The organism is Methylobacterium litchii (genome assembly GCF_038442315.1).
In the GTDB taxonomy this organism is placed as follows: Bacteria; Pseudomonadota; Alphaproteobacteria; order Rhizobiales; family Beijerinckiaceae; genus Methylobacterium; species Methylobacterium litchii.
Map to the genome: position 1 here is coordinate 773354 of NZ_JBBXMY010000001.1, position 20013 is coordinate 793366.

20 protein-coding genes are annotated in these 20013 nt (G+C 70.3%); 12 read left to right on the plus strand and 8 right to left on the minus strand.

Going from position 1 to position 20013, the window contains the following annotated elements; translation table 11 throughout:
- Positions 1 to 25: 25 nt before the first annotated feature.
- Both phbB and AAHF99_RS03980 read right to left on the minus strand, forming a co-directional pair.
- Positions 26 to 754 (minus strand): acetoacetyl-CoA reductase, encoded by a 729-nt coding sequence (phbB, locus tag AAHF99_RS03975; RefSeq protein WP_342162755.1) that lies wholly within the window; start codon positions 752 to 754, stop codon positions 26 to 28.
- A 134-nt stretch (positions 755 to 888) separates the two neighbouring features.
- Positions 889 to 2073, minus strand: a complete 1185-nt coding sequence (locus tag AAHF99_RS03980) for an acetyl-CoA C-acetyltransferase (RefSeq protein WP_342162756.1) — start codon at positions 2071 to 2073, stop codon at positions 889 to 891.
- A gap of 344 nt (positions 2074 to 2417) precedes the next feature.
- Between AAHF99_RS03980 and phaR the strand changes: the two genes are divergently transcribed.
- Both phaR and AAHF99_RS03990 read left to right on the plus strand, forming a co-directional pair.
- Positions 2418 to 3005 (plus strand): polyhydroxyalkanoate synthesis repressor PhaR, encoded by a 588-nt coding sequence (gene phaR / locus AAHF99_RS03985; RefSeq protein WP_243958706.1) that lies wholly within the window; start codon positions 2418 to 2420, stop codon positions 3003 to 3005.
- Positions 3006 to 3098: 93 nt separating this feature from the next.
- Positions 3099 to 3389: a hypothetical protein gene (locus AAHF99_RS03990; protein WP_342162757.1), complete on the plus strand. Its 291-nt coding sequence runs from the start codon at positions 3099 to 3101 to the stop codon at positions 3387 to 3389.
- Between the two features lie 89 nt (positions 3390 to 3478).
- Here the strand turns inward: AAHF99_RS03990 and rpmF are convergent, their stop codons facing one another.
- Complete coding sequence (rpmF, locus tag AAHF99_RS03995) at positions 3479 to 3667, minus strand: 50S ribosomal protein L32 (protein ID WP_003601373.1); 189 nt, start codon at positions 3665 to 3667, stop codon at positions 3479 to 3481.
- Positions 3668 to 3820: 153 nt separating this feature from the next.
- The gene (locus AAHF99_RS04000) at positions 3821 to 4363 is read right to left on the minus strand and encodes a PAS domain-containing protein (protein ID WP_342162758.1); all 543 of its coding nucleotides are present in this window, start codon (positions 4361 to 4363) and stop codon (positions 3821 to 3823) included.
- Positions 4364 to 4595: 232 nt separating this feature from the next.
- Here AAHF99_RS04000 and AAHF99_RS04005 point away from each other — a divergent pair, with 232 nt between their 5' ends.
- The gene (locus tag AAHF99_RS04005) at positions 4596 to 4952 is read left to right on the plus strand and encodes a ComEA family DNA-binding protein (protein WP_243958700.1); all 357 of its coding nucleotides are present in this window, start codon (positions 4596 to 4598) and stop codon (positions 4950 to 4952) included.
- A gap of 18 nt (positions 4953 to 4970) precedes the next feature.
- Here the strand turns inward: AAHF99_RS04005 and AAHF99_RS04010 are convergent, their stop codons facing one another.
- Both AAHF99_RS04010 and AAHF99_RS04015 read right to left on the minus strand, forming a co-directional pair.
- Positions 4971 to 5546 carry a hypothetical protein gene (locus AAHF99_RS04010; RefSeq protein ID WP_342162759.1) on the minus strand — a complete coding sequence of 192 codons (576 nt, stop codon included), beginning with the start codon at positions 5544 to 5546 and terminating at the stop codon, positions 4971 to 4973.
- On the minus strand, positions 5543 to 5794 hold the full coding sequence (locus AAHF99_RS04015; RefSeq protein WP_243958696.1) for a hypothetical protein: 252 nt from the start codon (positions 5792 to 5794) through the stop codon (positions 5543 to 5545). Before AAHF99_RS04015 ends, AAHF99_RS04010 begins: the two co-directional genes overlap by 4 nt.
- A gap of 109 nt (positions 5795 to 5903) precedes the next feature.
- Between AAHF99_RS04015 and AAHF99_RS04020 the strand changes: the two genes are divergently transcribed.
- From AAHF99_RS04020 to AAHF99_RS04035, 4 genes are all read left to right on the plus strand, one after another.
- Complete coding sequence (locus AAHF99_RS04020; RefSeq protein ID WP_342162760.1) at positions 5904 to 8774, plus strand: phosphoenolpyruvate carboxylase; 2871 nt, start codon at positions 5904 to 5906, stop codon at positions 8772 to 8774.
- A 237-nt stretch (positions 8775 to 9011) separates the two neighbouring features.
- On the plus strand, positions 9012 to 10109 hold the full coding sequence (locus AAHF99_RS04025) for a glycosyltransferase family 4 protein (RefSeq protein WP_342162761.1): 1098 nt from the start codon (positions 9012 to 9014) through the stop codon (positions 10107 to 10109).
- A gap of 21 nt (positions 10110 to 10130) precedes the next feature.
- On the plus strand, positions 10131 to 11216 hold the full coding sequence (locus AAHF99_RS04030; RefSeq protein ID WP_342162762.1) for a glycosyltransferase family 2 protein: 1086 nt from the start codon (positions 10131 to 10133) through the stop codon (positions 11214 to 11216).
- Positions 11213 to 12259 (plus strand): glycosyltransferase, encoded by a 1047-nt coding sequence (locus AAHF99_RS04035; protein WP_342162763.1) that lies wholly within the window; start codon positions 11213 to 11215, stop codon positions 12257 to 12259. Before AAHF99_RS04030 ends, AAHF99_RS04035 begins: the two co-directional genes overlap by 4 nt.
- 9 nt (positions 12260 to 12268) lie before the next feature.
- Here AAHF99_RS04035 and AAHF99_RS04040 read toward each other — a convergent pair whose 3' ends face one another.
- Entirely contained in the window at positions 12269 to 12451 is a 183-nt protein-coding gene (locus AAHF99_RS04040) for a hypothetical protein (RefSeq protein ID WP_243958686.1), read from the minus strand.
- Positions 12452 to 12583: 132 nt separating this feature from the next.
- On the opposite strand from AAHF99_RS04040, the gene AAHF99_RS04045 reads away from it, so the two are divergent.
- The 4 genes from AAHF99_RS04045 (at position 12584) to AAHF99_RS04060 (ending at position 18181) form a co-directional block, all read left to right on the plus strand.
- Positions 12584 to 13813 carry an efflux RND transporter periplasmic adaptor subunit gene (locus tag AAHF99_RS04045; protein WP_412759825.1) on the plus strand — a complete coding sequence of 410 codons (1230 nt, stop codon included), beginning with the start codon at positions 12584 to 12586 and terminating at the stop codon, positions 13811 to 13813.
- Between the two features lie 9 nt (positions 13814 to 13822).
- Positions 13823 to 16957 (plus strand): efflux RND transporter permease subunit, encoded by a 3135-nt coding sequence (locus AAHF99_RS04050; protein WP_342162765.1) that lies wholly within the window; start codon positions 13823 to 13825, stop codon positions 16955 to 16957.
- A 71-nt stretch (positions 16958 to 17028) separates the two neighbouring features.
- Positions 17029 to 17586: a DUF4337 domain-containing protein gene (locus AAHF99_RS04055; RefSeq protein WP_342162766.1), complete on the plus strand. Its 558-nt coding sequence runs from the start codon at positions 17029 to 17031 to the stop codon at positions 17584 to 17586.
- Between the two features lie 58 nt (positions 17587 to 17644).
- Positions 17645 to 18181, plus strand: coding sequence for a phosphate-starvation-inducible PsiE family protein (locus AAHF99_RS04060; protein ID WP_342162767.1), 537 nt, complete (start codon positions 17645 to 17647; stop codon positions 18179 to 18181).
- Between the two features lie 12 nt (positions 18182 to 18193).
- Here AAHF99_RS04060 and AAHF99_RS04065 read toward each other — a convergent pair whose 3' ends face one another.
- Entirely contained in the window at positions 18194 to 18712 is a 519-nt protein-coding gene (locus AAHF99_RS04065) for a TspO/MBR family protein (RefSeq protein WP_342162768.1), read from the minus strand.
- 79 nt (positions 18713 to 18791) lie between these two features.
- Between AAHF99_RS04065 and AAHF99_RS04070 the strand changes: the two genes are divergently transcribed.
- Positions 18792 to 19997, plus strand: coding sequence for a trans-sulfuration enzyme family protein (locus AAHF99_RS04070; protein ID WP_412759826.1), 1206 nt, complete (start codon positions 18792 to 18794; stop codon positions 19995 to 19997).
- The last annotated feature ends 16 nt before the right edge of the window (positions 19998 to 20013 follow it).

The following is a 20013-nucleotide window of genomic DNA, read 5'->3' on the forward strand; positions in this document are numbered from 1 at the left end:
CCTGTCGCCCCCGCCCTCTGGATCCTCAGACGAAGTGCTGGCCGCCGTTGATGGTCAGCGTCGAGCCCGTGACGAAGCCCGCTTCGTCGCTGGCGAGGTATTCGACCGCGTGGGCGATCTCGTCGGCCTCGCCGAGGCGGCCGGTCGGGATCGTGGAGATGATCTTGTTCCGGATGTCCTCCGGCACTGCCATCACCATCTCGGTGGCGATGTAGCCCGGCGCCACGACGTTCACCGTGATGCCCTTCGAGGCGCTTTCCTGCGCCAGCGCCTTGGCGAAGCCGACCACGCCCGCCTTGGCCGCCGAATAGTTGGTCTGCCCGGCCTGACCCTTCTGGCCGTTGATCGACGAGATGATGATGATGCGCCCGAAGCCCCGGGTGCGCATGCCGTCGATGAGCGGACGGGTGCAGGTGAACATCGAGTCGAGGTTGGTCTTGATGACCTGCTGCCACTTCTCGAAGGTCATCTTGTGGAAGGCGCCGTCGCGGGTGATGCCGGCGTTGTTGACCAGCACGTCGATCGGCCCGACCTCGGATTCGATCGCCTTGATGCCGGCCTCGCAGCTCGCCATGTCGCCGACATCGAACTTGAACACCGGAATACCGGTCTCGTCCTTGAACTTCTGGGCGGCTTCGTCATTGCCGCCGTAATTGGCGGCGACCTTATAGCCCTTGTCTTGCAGGCGCTTCGAAATCGCCGCACCGATGCCGCGGGTGCCGCCGGTGACGAGGGCGACGCGTCCTTGAGCCATTGTGTTTCCTCCTAAAGCCGCACGATCTGTGCTGCGTACGGATGACGTCCGCACGTCATTTTTTTCGCACCGATCTTCAAGACAACTTTTGTAGCCCCCTCGAACGCTGTCGAGGGGGCGCCGTTACAAATCGATCAGGGCCGCTCAAGGCACATCGCCACGCCCATGCCGCCGCCGATGCACAGCGTCGCGAGGCCCTTCTTGGCATCGCGGCGCTTCATCTCGTGGAGCAGGGTGACGAGGACGCGGGCGCCCGAGGCGCCGATCGGGTGACCGATGGCGATGGCGCCGCCATTCACGTTCACCTTCGCATCGTCCCAGCCCATGTCCTTGTTCACGGCGAGCGCCTGGGCAGCGAAGGCCTCGTTCGCCTCGATGAGGTCGAGGTCGGAGGGCTTCCAGCCCGCCTTGTCGAGGGCCTTGCGCGAGGCCGGGATCGGGCCGGTGCCCATGATCTTCGGATCGACGCCCGCCGTCGCCCAGGACTTGATCTTGGCGAGCGGGGTGAGGCCGCGCCTCTGCGCCTCGGAGGCCGACATCAGCACGATGGCCGCCGCGCCGTCGTTGAGGCCTGACGCGTTGGCGGCGGTGACGGTGCCGTCCTTCGAGAAGGCCGGCTTCAGCTTGGCCATGGTCTCCACGGTGGCGCCGTCGCGGATGTACTCGTCCGTGTCGACGATCGTGTCGCCCTTGCGGCCCGGCACGGTGACGGGGACGATCTCCTCCTTGAACCGACCCTCCTTGCGGGCGGCCTCGGCCTTGTTCTGCGAGCGGGTCGCGAACTCGTCCTGCTGCTCGCGGGTGAGCTGGAACGCCTGCGCGACGTTCTCGGCGGTGGTGCCCATGTGGTAACCGTTGAAGGCGTCCCACAGGCCGTCCTTGATCATCGTATCGATGAGCTTGATGTCGCCCATCTTCTGCCCGGCGCGCAGGTACTGGCAGTGCGGCGAGAGCGACATCGACTCCTGTCCGCCGGCCACGATCACCGAGGCGTCGCCGTTCTGGATCTGCTGCATGCCCACCGCGACGGTGCGCAGGCCCGAGCCGCAGACCTGATTGAGGCCCCAGGCGGTCGCCTTCTCGGGGATGCCGGCCTTGATCGCCGCCTGACGGGCCGGGTTCTGGCCGGCGCCCGCCGTGAGCACCTGACCGAAGATCACCTCGTCCACGTCGTCGGGGGAGACCTGCGCTCGCTCCAGCGCGGCTTTGATCGCCGTCGCGCCGAGCTCGTGGGCCGGCACCGCGCCGAACGCGCCGCCGAACGAGCCGACCGGGGTGCGCGCCGCCCCGACGATGACGATCTCTTCGCTGCCTGCCATGACGTTCTCCTCTCGCGGCCGGCGCGTCGCGTAGAGGGCGCGCGCCTTTCCTGATGCCGTTCCAGCGATGAAGTGCGCGGGACCAGCGAAGTCAAGAAGCCTAACGGGGGGAGGCGGTCACGGCGCCGGATTGTTCACGCCCGCCCGGCGCCTTGCGGCGGCGCACCGGCCCCTGCGGCGCAATGCAGATGCAATATTCTGCACGGGACGGCGGCACTTTGCTGTTTTCTGCGCTCGTGGAAGGTCTTATGCTTGTGTGCGGGCGCGAGATCGCGACTGCGATGTGAACCGGCGGCTCACGCCGGTACGCCCAGGTTGTTCGAGTTCAGAAAGGCCGTTCTGCGATGGCGGATACTGTGAAGACGCCTCAGACCGTCATCAAGAAATACGCCAATCGGCGACTCTATCATACAGGCACGTCGACCTACGTGACGCTGGAGGACCTTGCGACGATGGTCCAGAACGGCGAGGACTTCGTGGTCTACGACGCCCGCACGGGCGACGACATCACCCGCTCGGTGCTCACGCAGATCATCTTCGAGCAGGAGAACAAGGCGGGCGCCGAGAACCTGCTGCCGGTGGCCTTCCTGCGCCAGCTGATCCGCTTCTACGGCGACAGCATGCGGTCCATGGTTCCGAGCTTCCTCGAATTCTCGATGGCGAACTTCGCCCGCGACCAGGACGGCCTGCGCGAGAAGTTCTCCCAGAGCTTCGGCCCCTCCGCCTTCCAGCATGCCATCGAGCAGCAGGTGCGGACCAACATGAACTTCTTCGGCGATGCCATGAAGATGTTCACGGGCTTCGCCCCTCCCGGCACCTCGGTCGTGCCGCCGGCCAGCCCCCCAGCACCGGCACAGGGCAGCGACCTCGACGATCTCAAGCGGCAGATGCTGGAGATGCAGGCGCGCCTGGAACAGCTCGCCCGGAAATAAGGGCCGAGCGGCGTAAACCGAAAAGGTTGACGAAACGTTAGCACCGGCCCCACGCTTGCTTCTGCAGCCATCAGGGCAGGCAGAGGTGCTGCGATGGAACGAATCGGGCCGGTCGGAAGTGCCAGAACGGGACGGGTCGAGGCGATCCGTCCGGTTGCCGCCGTCGCCAAGGAGCAGGCTGCGCCCTCGCGGGCCCTGACGCTGATCGCGGGCGGGCGGACGGGCGGCACGCGCTCCGCCGCCTCCCTGCGGGACGGGCGCTCGGAAGCCGGCTTCGTCGCGCAGCTCCTCGTGGGCGCCGATCCGACCCTTCAGCCGTCGCGCAGCGTGCGCACGCAGATCGCGGCGAATCGCTACGCCGAGATGGCCCGGCTCCTCGCCTGAGGCGAGCGGCCACGAAAAAGGGCGCTGGCCTGGAAGGCCGCGCCCATTCTTCCGGAATCACATCCGCCTTGAAGCGTCGAGACGCCGTCTCAGGCCTCGGCCGACTTCACCTTCAGCACCTGACGGCCGCGATACATGCCGGTCTTCAGGTCGATGTGGTGCGGACGGCGCAGCTCGCCCGAATCCTTGTCCTCGACATAGGTCGGCGCCTTCAGGGCGTCGGCCGAGCGGCGCATGCCGCGGCGGGAGGGGGAGGTCTTTCGCTTCGGAACGGCCATGGCAAGGATCCTTCGAATATGCCGGCGGACAAAGCGGTGCGCGGGCGAGTCCCGTCGGAGGGGAGTCGCCATGCACACCGCAGGATACGGATGAGGGGGCGCTTATAGCGGCGGCGCCCTGTTCTGGCTAGAGCGCTCCGCGCGCAAGACGGATCAGTGAAACTCCGCCTGGGCGGAGGCATCGTTGACGGTTTCCTCGGCCAGATCCTCGCCCAGCCGGCGCAGGGCGATCTCGACCGCCTCCAACGTCTCCAGCCGCGCCGCCCGCGCGATGAGGCTGTGGGCGGCGAGCAGGTAATCGGCGGCCCGTTCGAGGGGCGATCCGTCCTGCCAGGGCGGTTCGGGGGGCTTCAGGATGCCGGCCGCCCTCACGATGTCATCGGGGGGCTCGTCCAGGGGCATCAACGAGCCGAGGAAGCCGAGGAAGGTCCGGCCGGGCGGCCCGAAGGACGGGACCGCGCCGGAGACGATCCACACATACTCGCCCGTGATCGTGCGAAGGCGGAAGCGCACGGTGAAGGCGCTCCGGGTGCGGATCGCGTCCAGCACGAGATCGCGGACGGTGTCGCGGTCGTCCGGGTGGACGACCCGCGACCAGCCGAGGTTGCGCGCCTCCGCGAGGGTCTGGCCGGTGAGCTTGGTCCAATGGCGCCCGAGATGCGTGACGAGGCCCGCAGCATCGGTGACGAAAACCATCTCACGCTTCCCCGTCCCATGGAACGCCCGACCCGTACGCTTGAAGAGTCCCGGAAACGGGGGGCCGCCTCTTCAAAAACGGGAAGTATCCAACCCGGTCATTATTTCGTGTGCCAGGGTCATTTGACGATGGGCTGTGGACCGATTTCCGTTAAGCGCGGGTTCAAATCAGTTGGCCCAAAAGCGTGACTGCGGTGCCGCAGAGCGGGCCGTTGCTGCCAGGAGAAACCCCATGGCTTCCTCCAAGACGTCGTCCGCCCTCCGCGCCCTCGTGGTGCTCTCGGCCCTCATGGCCGCGCCAGCCCTGGCTCAGGCCCCTTCGCCCGCCACGCCCACCGCCCCGACCAAGCCGATGGCGCCGAGCGCCCCCGTGGCCGGCGCCCCGAACGCCGCCAAGGCGCCCCTGCTCGACCTGAACAGCGCCAGCGCCGAGGAGCTCGACAAGCTTCCGGGCATCGGCACCGCCCGCTCCGCCGCGATCATCAAGGGGCGCCCCTACAAGGGGAAGGACGAGCTGGTGCAGAAGAAGATCATCCCGCAGGGCGTCTATGACGGGATCAAGGACAAGGTCATCGCCAAGCAGAAGTGATCCGGCGCCTCCGCCCGCTCACTCCGCCACCGCGCCCTGGGGGATGCTGAACCCCTGGGGCGTCTTCGCGGGCTTGGCCGCCGCCTTCGTGCCGCCCGTCTTCGCCCCGCCCTCGGCCGCCTTGGAGCCACCCTTGCGGGGCGCCCCCTTCTTCGCCTGCGGCGCCGCCTCGGGCGCGATGGCGGGCGGCGCCACGCAGAGCTTGAAGCCCAGTTCCGCCAGGGGCGTCCCCTCCTCGGACACGATGTTCAGCGTGTCGGGCAGCGCCGGCAGCTTCGGCTCCCAGGTGATCGGCGCGCCGAGCATCGCCTGCACCACGGACGGCGTGCCGCCCCGGCGCAGGCTGGTGAAATCCGGCCCGTAGGCGGTGGCCCGCTTGGCGCCGATCACCACTTCGAGCACCTGCGTCACCTCCGGCGTCAGCGGGCGCAGGGGGTTCACGACCCGCGCCTCGCCCGCGCGGATCACCACGAACGCGAAGCCCTTGCCGTTCTCGTAGCGCGCCGCCTGCTCGCCGCAGGCCTCCATGGCCTGCGCGGGGACGGCCGAGACCGCGACGGCGAGGGCGAAAGCCGCGAGGGTCCGGGCCATCATCGCTCGCCTCCGTGGGGGCGCGCGTCGGCGGGCTCGGCCTGTGGGCTGACGTCGATGATGTCGGCGGAACGGTCGATCGGACTCTCCCGGCGCCGGCCCACCGGGCCGATCAGCAGGTCCGTGTCGTCGTGGTGGAATTCGCTGTCCATGTGCAGCGGCGGCCGGCGGCTTCGGGCCGCCAGGGCAGCCACGATCGCCCCCACCAAGATGAGAACCAGGACGGCGAGGAAGATCAGCAGTCGCTCCATGAGGGCGCCAGTGATAACGCCAAGCGCGCGGCGCGTCACCCGAAGACGCAGCCGGAACGCTCCTTGCGTCGCTCGCCCGGCGATGACGGACGCTCAGCGAGGACACACCATGCAGCAGCAGATCGGCCGTGGTCCCGAGGAGCTGGAAGCGCATCTCCTCGGGCTCATCGACTCGGCGCGGGAACAGGCGAGCGAGGATCCGTTCCGCAACCCCGTCCTGGCCGTGACGCTGGCGATCACCCGCTCCTTCGACCGGGGCGAAATCGCGGAGGGTGATCTCGACGGCCTGTTCGAGCGGCTGCGCGCCGAATCCCTGGGGGCGCGGGCGCAGCGTCTGCGCGACTATGTCGGGCTGAACGGCACCGCCGACACCTCCGTGGCCTCGGCCCTGGTGGCGGCGGTCCCGGACAGGACCGGCGCTTTCGAGGATTTCGCCACCCTCATCCACCGCACGGCCTTCGCGGTGGTGTTCACCGCGCACCCGACCTTCGGCATGCCCCGCGCCGTGGCCGACCTCCTCGCCCAGGCGGCGGGCCTGCGCGATGCCGCCGAGCGCGCCGCGCCCATCGGCAAGGCCGCCGCCCTGTCCACCCGGCCGGATTCGCCCGTCACCCTCGATCTCGAATTCGAGCAGGCCTGCGCCGCCGCCAACAACGCGCGCCTTGCGCTGGACGCCTTCAACGGCGCCCTGATCGATGCCGCCCGCGCCCGCTGGCCGGATCGCTGGGCCGAGCTTCGGCCGCGCCCCTTCGCCGTGGCGAGCTGGGTCGGCTGCGACACGGACGGGCGCACCGATATCGGCTGGTGGGACACGGTGCGCTACCGGCTGATCTCCAAGCGGATGCAGTTCGACCGGGTGATGCGGGACCTGCCCGACATCCCCGCCGCCCGCGAGGCGCGGGGCCTCGCGGAAGGGGCGTTGAGCGCCGTGAACCGGCAGCTCGCCGTCGCGCCGAGACTCGGGGACAAGCCGTCGCTGGAAGCGGTGCACCGCTTTGCCCTGGCGCTCATCATCGAGCGCGAGCGGGCGCAGACCGATGCCGGCCCCCTCGTCGCCGCCCTCGACGCGGCGCTGGCCGGGGCGGGCGAGGAGGCCGACCGCCGGGCCATCGCGGTGCTGCGGGCGGGCGTTGAGACCCACGGCCTGTCGAACGCCCTGCCGCATTTCCGGCTGAACGCCTCGCAGATCCACAACGCCGTCCGGCGGGTGATCGAACTCGAAGGCGAGCCCACCGACGCGGCCCAGCGCCGCTCGCACCTCGCCACGATCCACACGCTCCTCAACGACGTGACGCCGGTCGCCGTGGATTTCGGGGCGCTGGCCGCCGAACGCGCCTCGGCCGCGCGGCTGATGATGACCATCGCGCAGATCCTCAAGCACGTGGACGGCACCCACCCGGTGCGCTTCCTCATCGCCGAGACGGAGACCGGCTACACCCTGCTCGCCGCCCTCTGGCTGGCCCGGCATTACGGCATCGCCGACAAGCTCGAGATCACGCCGCTGTTCGAGACCGCGAGCGCCCTCGAACAGGGCATCCGGGTGCTCGACGACGCCCTGCGCAACCCGCATTGGCGGGCCTACCTCAAGCGCATCGGCCGGCTCACCGTGCAGTTCGGCTATTCCGATTCCGGCCGCTATGTCGGGCAGCTCGCGGCGACCTTCTGGATCGAGCGCCTGCGCCTGCGCATCACCGAGATGCTGGTGCAGAACGGCCTCGCCGACGTCGAACTCGCGATCTTCGACACCCACGGTGAATCGATTGGCCGGGGGGCGCACCCGACCTCCCTGCGCGACCGTCTCGCCTACCTCGCCCCCGAGGATGCCCGCGACCGAGCCCGCAAGGCGGGGCTGAAGGTGCGCCTCGAATCGAGCTTCCAGGGCACGGACGGCTACCTGCTGTTCGGCACGAAGGACCTCGCCCAGGCGACCCTCGCCCGCATCGCCGAGCACGTCTACGCCCTCGACGTGGCCGAGGAGGACGCCTTCGCCGGCTATGCCCTCACGGAGGCCAAGGCGGGCGGCGCGCCGGCCGAGGACCCGATCTATTCCGAGCCCGACTTCGCCCTGGAATTCTTCACCGTCGTCCGCCAGGACATGGAGGCGCTGGTGGACGAGCCGGGCTACGCGGCGCTGCTCGGCACCTTCGGCCCGAGCCTCCTCGACCGAACGGGCTCGCGCCCCGTGGCCCGCCAGACCGACGCGGGCGGCCCGGCGCGGATCACCCATCCGCGCCAGATGCGGGCCATCCCCAACAACGCGATCCTGCACCAGCTCGGCTTCCTCGCGAACTCGCTGCACGGGCTCGGCCGGGCCGCCGGGCGGGGGCCGGACCTGTTCCGGGAGATGCGGCGCGATTCGCTGCGCTTCTCCCGCGCCTTCCGCCTCGTGCAGGTCGCGGCCTCGGTCGGCGACCTCGACGTGCTGCGCGCCTATATCGACACCCTCGATCCGGCCGTGTGGCTGGAGCGCGCCCGGCGCACGCAGAAGGATTTCCGCCGGGACGAACTGGTGGTGATCGCGGGCGCGCTGGAACGGCTCGACCTCGCCCCCGACCTGCGTCGTCTGTTCGGCCGGCTCACCCGCGATTGGCTGGCTTTGCGCGCCGCCGCCCCCGACCTCAACGGCATGTCGGCGCGGCTTACGCTGCTCCACGCCCTGCGGCTGGCGCTGATCCATCGGATCTGGTTCCTGGCGGTGCACATCCCCGGCTTCCGCCCGCAGGCGGGTATCTCCCGCGAGCAGATGCTGGAGCGCTTCCTGCGCCTCGACATCGACGGGTGTCTGGCGATGCTCGACGGGATCTTCCCGAACGAGCCCGACCCGACGCTCGGCCTGAATTTCGGGGAGCCCGCAGGCCCGCGCGATACTGGTACCTACGAGGCGGAGCACGCCACGCTGTTCCAGCCGATCCGGCGGATGTTCGGGCAGGTGCGGGAAATCTCCGGGATGATCCAGCACGAGGTCGGGGCGTTCGGCTGAGAGTACGCCCAGAACTGAACACCACCTTTACCGGTACGATCATCCTCCGTTCAGACCGGAGCGGCTAGGACGTTCTGGCAGGCTTGCCGTGCGAAAGGGTTTTCGGGCCCCGGAACCCGGCAAGCGTGGCCATAAGAACATGTGCGTGATAACCGCCGAGCCCGCCTCAGGCCTACCCCTCGTCTCCAGCGACCGGCAGGTCCGTTCTCATCCGTCCACAACCGTATCGGTGCACGCGTGAAGATCGCTGTCCTTGCCCATCTCAAGTATCCGATCGGTCAACCCCATGCCGGCGGATTGGAGATGCATACCCATCTCTTGACCGCCGCGCTGCGTCGTCGGGGACATGAGGTCGTCCTCTTCGCCAGCAAGGGGTCCGATCCTGCGCTGGAACCGGTGATGCTGTGCGAGCCGACCGGCTGCGCGGTCGCCAACCCGGAGCGCGAGGAGGAGATCGACCGCGCCGAGGCCGAGGCCTACCGCCGGATGATGGACATGGTGGCGGCCGGCGGCTTCGATCTCGTGCACAACAACGCCTTGCACGCCCTCCCGCTGCAGGAGAGCGCCCGCCTCGGCCTGCCGTGGGTGACGGTGCTGCACACCCCGCCCTTCGAGAGCTTGACCCAGGGCGTCGTCGTGGCGGACCCGGACATGGCCTTCCTCGCCGTCTCGCCGTCCCTCGCGCAGGAATGGTCGGAGATCGTTCCGCACGCGCAGGTCGTGGGCAACGGCGTCGACCTCTCGACCTTCGCCTACGGCGCCACGCCGGACGACCCGCCCTACGCCTTCTGGTCGGGCCGGATCGTCCCGGAAAAGGGCCTGCACCTCGCCATCGACGCCGCCCGCGCGGCCGGTCTGCCGCTGGTCTTCGCCGGGCCGAAGATGAACCCGATCTACTGGGACCAGGAGATCGCGCCCCGCCTCGGGCCGGATCTCACCCATCTCGGCCATCTCGCCCACCGCGACCTCGCCCGCCATCTCGGCCGGGCGCGGGTGGCGATCGTCTCGCCGCGCTGGGAGGAGCCGTTCGGCCTCGTGGTCGCCGAGGCGCTGGCCTGCGGCACACCCGTCGCCGCCTTCCGCCGGGGCGCCCTGCCGGACATCCTGGACGAGACCTGCGGCCGCCTCGCCGAACCGGACGACGCGTTGAGCCTCGCCGAGGCGATCCGCGGGGCCGTCGGCCTCTCCCGCCGCGCCTGCCGCGACCGGGCCGAGGCGCTGTACGACGCCGAGGCCATGTTCGAGCGCTACTTCGAAATCTACGAGGACGTCATCGCCCACGCCTCGGAGCGGGCCCGGCCGAGTCTGCGCCGGGTGGCGGGCGGTCGCGGCTAAAAGGTATCCCAGAGGTCTTTCATGGTGCGTCCCTGCGTCGTGTGCGTCCCGGCCCGGAACGAGGCCGCGCGCTTGCCCCTCCTGCTCGACAGCCTCGCCGGCCAGGACGCCGAAGGCCCGATCCGGGTGGTGGTGCTGGCCAACAACTGCACCGATGGAATGGTGGAGGTGCTGCGTGGGGGTCAGGGGGCCGGGCGCTTCGAAGGGCTGGATCTGCGCATCGTCGAGGCGACCCTCGAAGGGGCGGAGGCCCATGTCGGCACGGCGCGGCGCATGGCGCTGGATGCCGGGGCGGATTGGCTCGCCGACCTCGACGCGGAGGACGGAATCCTCCTGACCACGGACGCCGATGCGCGCCTTCCCGCGACCTGGGTCTCGGCCAACCTTCTCGCTCTGGAGAATGCCGAGATCGTCGGCGGCCGCCTCGTGATCGACGGCGACGAAGACCTCGCGCCGGGCGTCACGGATCTCAACGCGCGGGTGGAGCGCTACTGGGCCGGCGTGCGCCGCCTTGAGGAATTGCTCGATCCGGCGCCGCACGATCCGGCCCCCCGCCACGGCGACCATACGGGCGCGAGCCTGGGCTTTCCGGTCTCGCTCTACCGCGCGGTGGGCGGCCTGCCGCCGCTGCCCTGCGGCGAGGACAACGCCCTCGTCGGCCTGATGCGCGACGGCGGTGCGCGGCTGCGCCATTGCCCCGACATCCACGTCCTCGTCTCGGCCCGCCGCGACGGGCGGGTGGCGGGGGGCATGGCCACCGAAATGGAACGCCGGGCGCGGGCCATCTCCGGGGAAGCCTATCTTCTACCCGAGGCCGGCTTCTGGGAGCAGCTGGTGCTGCGCCGGGCCGCCCTGCGCCGCGCCTACGACCTGCCGGAGGAAGAGCGAGAGGAGGCTTGCGCTGCCCTCGGCCTCGGCTCCGGCGATCTCGCGGCGGTGCTCGCGACCGGTTGCCCCAACGCCATCGCCTTCGTGGAGCGCGCCGACCGGCTCATCGGAACGCGCTCGGCCCCGGCCCCCGTCTGCGACATCGACCTCGCGCTGAAGGACCTCGCGGACATCGCCGCGCGGATCGAGCGGCGTGGCCGCGCCAGGAAGGCCGCGTGACCCGCGGCATCGGCTGGTACGTCCACCATCAGGGCGCGGGCCATCTGCAGCGTGCCCGCGCCGTCGCCACGCATCTGCATCGACCCTGCACGATCATCGGCACCCTAGCGGAGGCCGACACGACCGGCCTCGACGTGCTCGACCTGCCCGACGACCGCCCCCTCGGCAACGGCGCGGGCTTCGACGGAAACGACGGCGAGGCCGAGCGGCCGGAGGCGTTCCACTACGCGCCCCTGCGCCATCCCGACCTGCGCAGCCGCATGGCCCGCATCGCCGCCTGGGTGGAGCGGACGGACCCGGCGCTGATCGTCGTGGACGTCTCGGTGGAGGTGGCCCTGTTCGCCCGCCTGCTCTCCGTGCCGACGGTGGTGGTGCGCCTCGCCGGCGAGCGCACCGACCGGCCCCATCGCGAGGCCTTCCGCAGCGCGAGCCGGGTGCTCGCCCCGTTCCCCGCCTCCCTCGAATCGCCGGGCACGCCGGATTGGGTCAGGGCGAAGACCTTTTATGCCGGCTTCCTCGGCGGGAGCCGGCCTGCGCTTGCCGGAGACGGGCAGGACGTCGTGGTGGTGTTCGGCAAGGGCGGGGAGGGCGGCGACCTCGGCGCCCTCGCGGCGGCGGCCCGCGCCGTGCCGGAGCGGACATGGCATGTCCTCGGCCCGGTCTCGGGGCTGGGGGAAACGCCTGTGAACCTGCACCTGCACGGTTGGGTCGCTGATGTCGGGGCCTTCGTCGCGAAGGCGGCTATTCTCGTCGGGGGAGGGGGCGACGGGCTCGTGGCGCTGGCCGCCGCGTACGGCAAGCGCTTCTTGTGCCTACCGGAACCGCGCGCCTATGGGGAACAGACGGAGAAGGCCGAGGCGTTGCACCGGCTCGGGGCTGCCCTGGTCCGGCCCTCGTGGCCGGTGGCCGAGGCGTGGCCCGACCTGATGCGCGAGGCGCTAGCCCTCGATCCGTCGATCATCGCGGGCCTGTACGACCCGGAGGGGCTTGAAGGCTGCGCCGCCTTCCTCGACGGATTGGCCGGGGAAGGCGGTTTGCGATAGTCTAAGGACTTACGAGATCAGGTCGAGCTTGTCGGCCTGCACGCCTTCACTGCGGAGGGTATCGGGCAGGGCGGAATAATCGCGGTAGCCGGCCTCGCGCGCCATGGCGTCAAGGGCGGATTGCTCGTCCGGGGCGGAGCCCGTCCAAAGCACGGCGCCGTTGTTCTTCTGCCTGATCTGAAAGATGCTCATGAAACGGTCCCCTAAGTGGCCAGGCTTTCAGCGCGACAACGCGGTCTGCGAGGACTGGTTGCAGCGTGGCCGGGACGATCCGAGCAAGAAGACCCGCCATCAAAACGCCGGGTGCCCGGCGGATAACCTGCCATGTTTCCGTACCGGCGCCAGCGAGCTTTCCCTGTGACGATCCGTTCCGCGCACGCCGCGTGCGCCCTTGCCCTGGTGCTGCTGACCTCCCCGGCCCGCGCCGTCGAGCCCGCCTCCGTGCCCGAGCCCGCTGCCATCGCCCCGGCCGTGACGGTGGTGCACGCGGAGCGGCGCGAGATCGTGGAGAACGCTGTCGTCACCGGCACGCTGGTCCCGCGTGATGAAATCCTCGTCGCCCCCGAGGTCGAGGGGCTGCGCATCACCGAATTGCTGGTCGAGGAGGGGGACAGGGTCGCGAAGGGCCAAGTCCTCGCCCGCCTGTCGAACGAGATGATCGCGACGCAGGAAGCCTCCAACGTGGCGGCCATCGCCCGCGCCGAGGCCGCCATCGTCCAGGCGCAAAGCCAGATCGTCCAGGCCGAGGCGGCCGAGACCGAGGCGCGGCTCTCCCTCGAACGCGCCCAGACCCTGAGCAAGACCGGCAACGCCACGGCGGCGGTGCTGGAACAGCGCGCCTCCGCCGCGCAGGGCGCCACCGGCCGGGTCGCCGCCGCGAAAGGCGGGCTCCAGGCGGCCCAGGCCGACCTCGCCACGGCGAAGGCGGCGGGCGCCGAGATCGCCCTGCGCCGGGCCCGCACCGACATCCGCGCCCCCGAGGCCGGCATCGTCAACCGCCGCACCGCCCGCGTCGGCGCCACGGCGACGGCGGTGGGCGAGCCGCTGTTCCGCCTGATCGCCCGGGGCGAGATCGAATTGGAGGGCGAAGTGCCGGAGACCTGGCTCGCCCGGCTGAAGGTGGGCGATCCCGCCCGGCTCACCCTCGATCCGGGGCGCGCCGTCGCCGGCTCGGTGCGACGGGTCTACCCGGAGGTGGACCGCATGACCCGCCTGGGCAAGGTGCGCATCCGCCTCGCCGACGATCCGGCCCTGCGCATCGGCGCCTTCGGCCGGGGCAGCATCGAGGTCGCCCGGCGGGAGGGCATCGCGGTGCCGGTGTCGAGCCTGATCTACGCCGCCGACGGGCGGGCGAGCCTGCTCGTCGTGAAGGACGGGCGCGTCGAGGCACGCAAGGTCACGCCGGGCCTCTCGGCCCAGGGCTTCACCGAGATCCGCGACGGCGTGGCGGCGGGCGAGCGGATCGTGGCCCGCGCCGGCAGCTTCCTGCGGGACGGCGACCGGGTGCGGGCGGTGGAAGCCGCTCCGCCGCCCGCCATCGCCGAAGCGCGCTGAGGACGAGCGATGCGCCTCAACGTCTCCGCCTGGGCAATCCGCAAGCCGCTGCCCTCCATCGTGCTGTTCTTGGTGCTGATGGTGCTGGGGCTGGTGAGCTTCCGCTCGCTGCCAATCACCCGCTTCCCGAACATCGACATCCCGATCGTCGCGGTGACGATCACCCAGGCCGGTGCCGCGCCCTCCGAATTGCAGACCCAGGTGACGAAGTGGGTCGAGGATTCGGTGGCCGGGGTGAAGGGCGTGAAGCACGTCCTCTCCACCATCACCGAGGGCATCTCCACCACGACCATCGAGTTCCGGCTGGAGATCAACCAGGACCGCGCGGTCAACGACGTGAAGGATGCGATCTCCAAGATCCGCATCAACCTGCCGCGCACCATCGATGAGCCGATCATCTCCCGCGTGGAGATCGCCGGCCTGCCGATCATGATCTACGGCGCCTCCGCGCCCGCGATGACGCCCGAGGACCTGTCGTGGTTCGTGGACGACGTCGTCGCGCGCGGGCTGCAATCGGTGAAGGGTGTCGGCGGCGTGGAGCGCCTGGGCGGTGTCGCCCGCGAGATCCGCGTCACCCTGAAGCCCGACCGGCTGCTGTCGCTTGGCATCACCGCCGCCGACGTGAACCGGCAATTGCGCCTGACTTCTGCCGACATGGCCGGCGGCCGCGCCGAGGTCGGCGGGCAGGAGCAGTCGATCCGCGCGCTGGCCGCCTCGGCCAGCCTCGACACCCTGGCGGCGACGTCCATCGTCGTGCCCGGCAACCGCAAGGTGCGCCTCGACGAGCTGGCGACCCTCGCCGACACGGCCGAGGAGCCGCGCACCTTCGCCCGGTTCAACGGAGAGCCGGTGGTGGCCTTCGCCATCTCCCGCGCCACGGGGGCGAGCGACGCCGACGTCTCGGTTGGCGTCGCCCGGAAGATCGAGGCCCTGCACGCGGCCAATCCGGACGTGCGCTTCGACCTGATCGATACCAGCGTCACCAACACGATCGGCAATTATCACTCCGCGATGATGGGGCTGATCGAGGGTGCGGCGCTCGCCGTGATCGTCGTGCTCCTGTTCCTGCGCGATTGGCGGGCGACGGTGATCGCCGCCGTGGCATTGCCGCTCTCGGTGATCCCGACCTTCTGGGTCATGAGCGCGATGGGCTTCTCCCTCAACGCGGTCAGCCTGCTCGCCATCACCCTCGTCACCGGCATCCTCGTGGACGATGCCATCGTGGAGATCGAGAACATCGTCCGGCACATGCGGATGGGGAAGTCGCCCTACCGCGCCTCGCTGGAAGCCGCCGACGAGATCGGCCTCGCGGTCATCGCCATCACGGCGACGATCATGGCGATCTTCGCGCCCGTCTCCTTCATGGGCGGCATCGCCGGCCAGTACTTCAAGCAGTTCGGCCTTACCATCGCGGCGGCGGTGTTCATGTCGCTGCTGGTGGCCCGCCTCATCACGCCGCTGCTCGCCGCCTACTTCCTGCGCGACCACGGGCCGGACCACAGCCACGAAGGCCCGGTGATGCGCGGCTATACCCGCCTCGTGCGCTGGTCCGTGCGCCACAAGTACATCACGCTGGTGCTGGGGCTGGCCTGCTTCGTCGCCTCCATCATGTCGACCGGCCTGCTGCCGGCGGGCTTCCTGCCGGCCGAGGATCAGGCGCGCACCCTGTTCGTGGTCGAACTGCCGCCGGGCGCCCGCCTGCCGGACACGGTCGCCATCAGCGACAAGCTGGTGGACCGGATCCGCACGCTGCCGGAGGTGAAGAGCGTCTTCGTGGACGGCGGCCGGCAATTGCCCGGCAAGAAGGAGGTGCGGCTCGCGAGCCTCACCATCAACCTGACGCCGAAGAACACCCGCCACCGCACGCAGAAGCAGGTGGATGCCGAGGTCGCCGCGATCCTGCGCGAGGAGCCCGACATCCGTTTCTGGGCCCTGCGCGAGGGCGGGCAGCGCGATCTCGCGCTGATCGTCGCCGGCCCCGACAAGGCCGTGGTGGCCGATGTCGCCGCCCGCCTGCAGCGCGAGGCGGCGCAGGTGCCCCACCTCGTCAACGTCATGTCGACGGCGCCGCTGGACCGCACCGAGATCCGCATCCGCCCGAAGCCGGCGGTGGCGGCCGATCTCGGCGTTTCCACCGACACCATCGCCGAGACGGTGCGGGTCGGGACCATCGGCGACATCGGGCTCAACCTCGCCAAGTTCAACGCCACCGACCGGCAGATCCCGATCCGGGTGCAACTGCCGGAAACCCTGCGCGGCCAGCTCTCCGAGATCGGCGCCATGAAGGTGCCGGTGAAGGGCGGGCAGGCCGTGCCGCTGGAAACGGTCGCCGACATCACCCTCGGCCAGGGCCCCACCGCCATCGACCGCTACGACCGCGCCATCCGCGTCGCCATCGAGGGCGACATGCAGGGCTCGGACGCGCTCGGCGAATTGATCTCGCAGGTGTTGAAGCTGCCGGCGGCGAAGGACCTGCCGCCGGGCGTCACCATCAAGCAGACCGGCGACGCCGAGGTGATGGGCGAGGTGTTCGAAGGCTTCGCCCTGGCCATGGGCGCCGGCCTGATGATGGTCTTCGGCGTGCTGATCCTGCTGTTCGGCAACTTCCTTCAGCCGCTGACCATCCTGTTCTCGCTGCCGCTCTCCATCGGCGGCGCGATCCTGGCGCTGCTGATCGTGCAGAAGCCGATCTCGATGCCCGTGGTCATCGGCATCCTGATGCTGATGGGCGTGGTGACGAAGAACGCGATCATGCTCGTGGACTTCGCCGTCGAGCAGATCCGCGAGGGCGTCGATCGCACGACGGCCATCGTCGATGCCGGGCGCAAGCGCGCCCGGCCCATCGTGATGACCACCATCGCCATGGCCGCCGGCATGATTCCCTCCGCCCTGGCGCTCGGCATCGGCGGCGAGTTCCGCTCGCCCATGGCCATTGCGGTGATCGGCGGGCTGATCGTCTCGACGGGCCTGTCCCTCGTCTTCGTGCCGGCGATCTTCGTGCTGATGGACGATCTCTCGCGGTTCATCGGCCGGCTGCTCGGCCGCTTCGTGGGCGAGCGCGACGATCCGCTCGACGCCCCCGCCTATGACCACCCCTCGGCCTCCAACGACGGCCACCGGCCGCCCCGCGTCGCGGCGGAGTAGCGCCAAGGCTCTTGCGCTTCGCCCCGCGATAAGGTGTCTCCCGCCCGGGACACGAACGGGGGAGTGCGGGCATGTCGGGTGGTCACGGGTCGGGGGGAAGCTCGAACAAGCGCGTGGCGCTGCTGATTTCGGTGCTGGCCCTGTTCCTGGCCTTCAGCGAAACCCTCGGCAAGGCCTCGCAGACGGAGGCGCTGGGCGCGAACGTCGAGGCCTCGAACCTCTGGGCGTTCTTCCAGGCGCGGACGATCCGCATGACGGTGATCCGCACCGCCGACGAGGCCGTCGCCCTCCTGCCGCCCGGCACGAGCCAGGAGGCGATCCAGGCCAAGCGCGCCGAATGGGCCAAGACCCTCGCCCGCTACGATTCGGAGCCCGCCACAGGCGAGGGCCGCAAGGAGCTCACCGCCAGGGCCAAGCTCGCCGAGGAGCGCCGCGACCTCTCGCTCCTGCGCTACCACCATTACGAGTTGGCCTCGGCCGCCTTCCAGATCGGCATCGTGCTGGCCTCCGCCGAGGTCATCACCGGCATCGCCGCCCTGGTCTTCGCGGGCGGGGCGCTCGGCATCGCGGGCGCGGTTCTGCTCGCCTTCGGCTACCTCGCGCCGCACACCCTGCCGTTCCTGCACTGAGCCCGGTATTCCCTTCGAACGGCCGCGCTCTACACCCAATCACGATGGGGGGAATGTCATGGCCGAGCGGGACGAGGACCAGGATCAGGGCCGCCTGACGCGGGCTGCGAGCTTCATCTTCCTGCACACCGAGCACGCGATCTACGCGGCGCTCGGCCTGCTCTTGGCCCTCACGGCCCTGGCCGCGCTCACCGAGGCGGCGATGCTGACCTGGAACGCCCTGCGTTCGCTCGGCGGGGCGGACCAGATCCTCGAAGTGGTGGACCGGCTGCTGTTCCTGCTGATGATCATCGAGATCCTGCACACGGTGCGGGTCTCAATGCGGTCGGGCAAGCTCACCGTCGAGCCGTTCCTGATCGTCGGGCTGATCGCGTCGATCCGGCGGGTGCTGGTCATCACCCTGCAATCCTCCGAACTTACCCACGCGAAGGACATGACGCCGGAGAAGTATGCGCTGTTTCAGGCGGCGATGATCGAGCTCGGCGTGCTCGCCGGGCTGATCATCGTGATGGTCTTCGCGATCTTCCTGCTTCACCGCGCCCGCGACGACGGCAAGCCGGCGGGCGAGGAATCGCACGAGCATGCCGGCGGGTGAGGCGGACGCGCCTCAGTTGAGGCGCAGCACCGCCGCGTTCAGGATCGTCGCGAAGGCGACCCAGCAGGCATAGGGCACGAGGAGCCACGCCGCCGCCCGGTCGAACCGCCACGTCAGGCGGATCGTCCACAGCACCATCACGAGCAGGGTTGCCACCACGATCAGCCCGAGGCCGATGGCGTGGGCGCTGAAGAAGACCGGCGTCCAGGCCGCGTTCAGGGCCATCTGGACGAGGAAGGCGCCGAGCGATAGCCGCCAGCCCTCGCGGCTCGGCCCGGTGAGCGGGCGCGCCCCGAGCAGCCGCCAGAGGGACACGGCGATCATCGTGTAGAGCACGGTCCAGGCGACGGGGAACACCCAGTCCGGCGGGTTGAACCACGGCTTGTTGAGGCCGGCATACCAGCCGCCGATCTCGGCCTGGGTCGAGACGGAGCCGATGAACGCCGTTGCGGCGACCGGCACCACCGCGCAGGCGAGGCGCAGCCAAGGCCTCAGCGCGGGGCCTTCCGGGACATGGGTGGCGGCGGTCATGGCGGCTCGTCGGTTGGCGTGGGTTGCGGCGGCCCCGCCGTCGTGTCAGCGCGGGCGCGGATCGGGCAGGACAAATCGGATGTCAGGCACTAACGCACCAGAGGCGCCGGGTGGCATGCCGGACGACACGCAAGCGGTGGATTTCTCGCGCAGAAGCCTCGCCGCGCAGGCGATGGGCCATGTCGACCCGACAACCCGCGCCGTGGTGATGCCGCTGCACGTGGCGACGACCTTCATCCGCGACCCGGACAACGGCTATTCCTCGGGCTTCTCCTACGCCCGCCCCGACAACGCCACCGTGCGCGAGGCGGAAGGCGTGCTCGCGATGCTGGAGGGCGCGCAGGCGGGGGCGATGCTGTTCGGCTCGGGCATGGCGGCGGCGACCGCCGTCTTCGGCGCCCTGGAGCCCGGCGACCACGTGGTCGCGAGCCATGTGATGTACTGGGCGCTGAAGCGCTGGCTGCGCGCGGAGATGCCCCGGCGCGGCATCGCGGTGGATTTCGTCGGCACCGACGACCTCGATGGTCTGAGGGCCGCCATCCGCCCCGGCGCGACGAAGCTCGTCTGGATCGAGACGCCCGGCAACCCGCTCTGGACCGTCACCGACATCGGCGCCGCCGCCGCGATCGCCCACGAGGCCGGCGCGCGGCTCGCGGTGGATTCTACCGCCGCCTCGCCGTTCCACACGCGCCCCCTCGACCTCGGCGCCGACATCGTGATGCATTCGGCCACCAAGATCCTGAACGGCCATTCCGACGTCGTGGCCGGCGCCCTCATGGGGGCGAAGGCCGATGCGTTCTGGGAGCGGATCGCCGGCATCCGCGCCGGTAGCGGCGGCATCCTCGGGCCGTTCGAGGCCTACCTGCTGATGCGCTCCCTGCGCACCTTCCACCTGCGCGCGGCGGCGCAATCGGCCGGCGCGGCGATCCTCGCCGCGCGGTTCCAGGGGCATCCGCATGTGGCGCATGTCCTCTATCCCGGCCTGCCGGGCGATCCCGGCCATGCGGTGGCCGCCCGCCAGATGCACGATGGGTTCGGCTTCATGCTGTCGCTGCGGGTCGCGGGCGGGGAGGCGGCGGCCATCGCCACCGCCGCGCGGGTGCGGCTGTGGAAGCGGGCGACGTCGCTCGGCGGCGTCGAGAGCCTGATCGAGCACCGCGCCTCGGTGGAGGGGCCGGACAGCCCGTGCCCGCCGGACCTCCTGCGCCTCTCGACGGGGATCGAGGCCCCGGACGACCTCTACGCCGACCTCGACGCCGCCCTGAGGGCCGCGCACGCGGGCTGATGGATCGCCGCTGGTG

Coding starts and splice junctions, on each gene's coding strand:
- AAHF99_RS04040 (WP_243958686.1), bottom strand. CDS start 12,451: ATGAGCATCTTTCAGATCAGGCAGAAGAACAACGGCGCCGTGCTTTGG.
- AAHF99_RS04005 (WP_243958700.1), top strand. CDS start 4,596: ATGGCTTCCTCCAAGACGTCGTCCGCCCTCCGCGCCCTCGTGGTGCTC.
- AAHF99_RS04055 (WP_342162766.1), top strand. CDS start 17,029: ATGTCGGGTGGTCACGGGTCGGGGGGAAGCTCGAACAAGCGCGTGGCG.
- AAHF99_RS03980 (WP_342162756.1), bottom strand. CDS start 2,073: ATGGCAGGCAGCGAAGAGATCGTCATCGTCGGGGCGGCGCGCACCCCG.
- AAHF99_RS04000 (WP_342162758.1), bottom strand. CDS start 4,363: ATGGTTTTCGTCACCGATGCTGCGGGCCTCGTCACGCATCTCGGGCGC.
- rpmF (WP_003601373.1), bottom strand. CDS start 3,667: ATGGCCGTTCCGAAGCGAAAGACCTCCCCCTCCCGCCGCGGCATGCGC.
- AAHF99_RS04030 (WP_342162762.1), top strand. CDS start 10,131: ATGGTGCGTCCCTGCGTCGTGTGCGTCCCGGCCCGGAACGAGGCCGCG.
- AAHF99_RS04050 (WP_342162765.1), top strand. CDS start 13,823: ATGCGCCTCAACGTCTCCGCCTGGGCAATCCGCAAGCCGCTGCCCTCC.
- AAHF99_RS04010 (WP_342162759.1), bottom strand. CDS start 5,546: ATGATGGCCCGGACCCTCGCGGCTTTCGCCCTCGCCGTCGCGGTCTCG.
- phbB (WP_342162755.1), bottom strand. CDS start 754: ATGGCTCAAGGACGCGTCGCCCTCGTCACCGGCGGCACCCGCGGCATC.
- phaR (WP_243958706.1), top strand. CDS start 2,418: ATGGCGGATACTGTGAAGACGCCTCAGACCGTCATCAAGAAATACGCC.
- AAHF99_RS04020 (WP_342162760.1), top strand. CDS start 5,904: ATGCAGCAGCAGATCGGCCGTGGTCCCGAGGAGCTGGAAGCGCATCTC.
- AAHF99_RS04065 (WP_342162768.1), bottom strand. CDS start 18,712: ATGACCGCCGCCACCCATGTCCCGGAAGGCCCCGCGCTGAGGCCTTGG.
- AAHF99_RS03990 (WP_342162757.1), top strand. CDS start 3,099: ATGGAACGAATCGGGCCGGTCGGAAGTGCCAGAACGGGACGGGTCGAG.
- AAHF99_RS04070 (WP_412759826.1), top strand. CDS start 18,792: ATGTCAGGCACTAACGCACCAGAGGCGCCGGGTGGCATGCCGGACGAC.
- AAHF99_RS04045 (WP_412759825.1), top strand. CDS start 12,584: ATGTTTCCGTACCGGCGCCAGCGAGCTTTCCCTGTGACGATCCGTTCC.
- AAHF99_RS04015 (WP_243958696.1), bottom strand. CDS start 5,794: ATGGAGCGACTGCTGATCTTCCTCGCCGTCCTGGTTCTCATCTTGGTG.
- AAHF99_RS04060 (WP_342162767.1), top strand. CDS start 17,645: ATGGCCGAGCGGGACGAGGACCAGGATCAGGGCCGCCTGACGCGGGCT.